Annotated in this window: 2 protein-coding genes; both read left to right on the forward strand. The window is 63.9% G+C overall.

Translation table 11 applies throughout. From position 1 onward, the window contains the following. On the forward strand, nt 1-2,412 hold a 2,412-nt coding region (rpoB, locus tag ACK5IR_RS04750), incomplete at its 5' end, for a DNA-directed RNA polymerase subunit beta (protein ID WP_416926435.1). A 76-nt stretch (nt 2,413-2,488) separates the two neighbouring features. Then, on the forward strand, nt 2,489-2,887 hold a 399-nt coding region (locus tag ACK5IR_RS04755), incomplete at its 3' end, for a hypothetical protein (RefSeq protein WP_416926437.1).

Here is a 2,887-nt window from a genome sequence, read left to right on the forward strand (position 1 = left end):
GGCCGGATGTGCCCGATCGAGACGCCGGAAGGCCCCAACATCGGCCTGATCAACAGCCTCGCGACCTTCGCGCGGGTGAACAAGTACGGCTTCATCGAAACCCCCTACCGCGTGGTCAAGAACGGGCAGGTGACGGACGAAGTCCATTACATGTCCGCCACCGAGGAAATGCGGCACACGGTGGCGCAGGCCAACGCGCATCTCGATGCCGAAGGCCGGTTCGAGAACGATCTGGTCAACACCCGTCAGGCCGGTGAATACACCATGGCGCCACGCGAAACCGTCGATCTGATCGACGTTTCGCCCAAGCAGCTCGTTTCCGTTGCCGCCTCGCTGATCCCGTTCCTGGAAAACGACGACGCGAACCGCGCCCTGATGGGCTCGAACATGCAGCGTCAGGCGGTGCCGCTGATCCGTGCCGAGGCGCCGCTGGTCGGTACCGGCATCGAGGAAGTGGTGGCGCGCGACTCGGGCGCGTCGATCATGGCAAAGCGGGCCGGTGTTATCGACCAGGTCGATGCCCAGCGTATCGTCATCCGGGCAACCGAGGATCTCGGGCTTGGCGATGCCGGTGTGGATATCTATCGACTGCGCAAGTTCCAGCGTTCGAACCAGAACACCTGCATCAACCAGCGCCCGCTGGTCAAGGTGGGCGATACGGTGGTCAAGGGCGAGGTCATCGCCGATGGCCCCTCGACCGATCTCGGCGAACTGGCGCTCGGCAAGAACGTGGTCGTCGCCTTCATGCCGTGGAACGGCTACAACTATGAGGACTCGATCCTGATTTCCGAACGTGTGGCGCGCGACGACGTGTTCACCTCGGTCCATATCGAGGAATTCGAGGTTGCGGCGCGGGATACCAAGCTCGGGCCGGAAGAAATCACCCGCGACATCCCCAATGTCGGCGAGGAGGCCCTGCGCAACCTCGATGAGGCGGGGATCGTCTATATCGGTGCCGAGGTCGGCCCGGCGGATATCCTGGTGGGCAAGATCACGCCGAAGGGCGAAAGCCCGATGACGCCGGAGGAGAAACTCCTGCGCGCCATCTTCGGCGAAAAGGCATCAGACGTGCGCGACACCTCGCTGCGCCTGCCGCCGGGCGATTTCGGCACCGTGGTCGAGGTGCGCGTGTTCAACCGCCACGGCGTGGACAAGGACGAGCGGGCGCTGCAGATCGAGCGCGAGGAGGTCGAGCGTCTTGCCCGCGACCGGGACGACGAAAAGGCAATCCTTGAGCGCAACATCTACGCGCGGCTCAAGGACATGCTGCTTGGCAAGGTTGCGGTGAAGGGGCCCAAGGGCGTTCCGTCCAACAGCCCGATCACCGAGGAACTGCTGGGAACGCTGTCGCGCGGCCAGTGGTGGCAGCTTGCCCTGGGCGACGATTCCGATGCGCAGATCGTCGAGGCCCTGAACGAGCAGTTCGACATCCAGAAACGCGCGCTGGAAGCCCGCTTCGAGGACAAGGTCGAAAAGGTCCGCCGCGGCGACGACCTGCCGCCGGGTGTGATGAAGATGGTCAAGGTCTTCATCGCGGTGAAGCGCAAGCTTCAGCCGGGCGACAAGATGGCCGGCCGTCACGGCAACAAGGGCGTGATCAGCCGCGTCGTTCCGATGGAGGACATGCCGTTCCTCGCCGATGGCACACCGGTGGACTTCGTTCTCAATCCGCTCGGCGTGCCGAGCCGGATGAACGTCGGCCAGATCCTCGAAACCCACATGGGCTGGGCCTCTCGCGGGCTGGGCGTGCGGGTGGACGAGGCGCTGGACGAATACCGCCGCTCGGGCGATCTGACCCCGGTCCGCGAGGCGATGCGTATCGCCTATGGTGACGATGTCTACGATGAAGGCATCGAAGGCATGGACGAGGATCGTCTGGTCGAGGCCGCCGGCCTTGTCACCCGCGGTGTCCCGATCGCAACGCCCGTCTTCGACGGCGCGCGCGAAGAGGGTGTCAACGATGCGCTGATGCGCGCCGGGTTCGATCTGTCCGGCCAGTCCGATCTATATGACGGGCGCACCGGCGAGAAGTTCAGCCGTCAGGTCACGGTCGGGGTGAAGTACCTGCTCAAGCTGCACCACCTTGTGGATGACAAGATCCACGCCCGTTCCACCGGCCCCTACAGTCTGGTCACCCAGCAGCCGCTGGGCGGCAAGGCGCAGTTCGGCGGCCAGCGTTTCGGGGAGATGGAGGTCTGGGCGCTCGAAGCCTATGGCGCCGCCTACACGCTCCAGGAAATGCTGACCGTGAAGTCGGACGACGTGGCCGGGCGGACCAAGGTCTACGAGAGCATCGTCAAGGGCGAGGACAATTTCGAGGCCGGTGTGCCGGAATCGTTCAACGTGCTTGTCAAGGAAGTGCGCGGCCTCGGCCTGAACATGGAACTCCTGGATGCGGAGGGAGAGGAATAGGGGCCTTGCGCCCGAAGCGGGCGGCCCGTGCGGCCGCCCGGCTCCTCCCTTCCCGCACCATTTCAAGGATTTGACAATGAACCAGGAACTGACCAACAATCCGTTCAACCCGCTTACCCCGCCCAAGGCCTTTGACGAGATCAGGGTGTCGCTGGCGAGCCCGGAGCGGATTCTCTCGTGGTCCTATGGCGAGATCAAGAAGCCCGAGACCATCAACTACCGCACCTTTAAGCCCGAGCGCGACGGGTTGTTCTGCGCCCGGATCTTCGGGCCGATCAAGGATTACGAATGCCTTTGCGGCAAGTACAAGCGCATGAAGTATCGCGGCGTCGTCTGCGAGAAATGCGGCGTGGAAGTCACGCTGCAAAAGGTGCGCCGCGAACGTATGGGCCATATCGAACTGGCCGCGCCCGTGGCGCATATCTGGTTCCTGAAGTCGCTGCCCTCGCGCATCGGCCTGATGCTGGACATGACG

The organism is Tropicimonas sp., from assembly GCF_047971885.1.
Lineage (GTDB): Bacteria > Pseudomonadota > Alphaproteobacteria > Rhodobacterales > Rhodobacteraceae > Tropicimonas.